The sequence below is a fragment of the Pseudoalteromonas sp. SR43-5 genome (assembly GCF_014163835.1).
GTDB classification, from domain to species: Bacteria; Pseudomonadota; Gammaproteobacteria; order Enterobacterales; family Alteromonadaceae; genus Pseudoalteromonas; species Pseudoalteromonas distincta.
The window spans coordinates 1-388 of the sequence record NZ_JACJEA010000083.1 but is presented as its reverse complement, the minus strand read 5'-3'; the positions used below and the strand labels follow the sequence as shown (position 1 = coordinate 388).

Sequence of the window (388 nt, the reverse complement as noted above, 5' to 3'; positions counted from 1 at the left end):
CCGTGTACGCTTAGTCACTTAACCATACAACCCAAACGGGTCTTTGTTTTGTGACAGTTTAACTTCGCCAGAAGTCAATATTGAATACTAAAGTAGATACCAATCAATCAACGTAAAACGTTAATCAAATGGCACTGAATGGTACTGCTACCATTCTTTTTTTACTTTTGAAAACTCTTGATAAATACAAAGTATCTATCAGAATTTTATTATCAGCTTTTCCAAATTTTTAAAGAGCATATTAATTAGTTATCCCGAAGGACAAGCACTAATTAACAATCATCTGTGTGGACACTACGAACAAATAAGTTCTAAATCGTATAAGGAGGTGATCCAGCCCCAGGTTCCCCTAGGGCTACCTTGTTACGACTTCACCCCAGTCATGAAT

The 388-nt window shown here is 36.3% G+C and carries 1 rRNA gene; it reads right to left on the bottom strand.

From position 1 onward, the window contains the following. Window positions 1–321: 321 nt before the first annotated feature. A 16S ribosomal RNA gene (locus H5090_RS20590) occupies window positions 322–388 on the bottom strand; the annotation flags it as partial.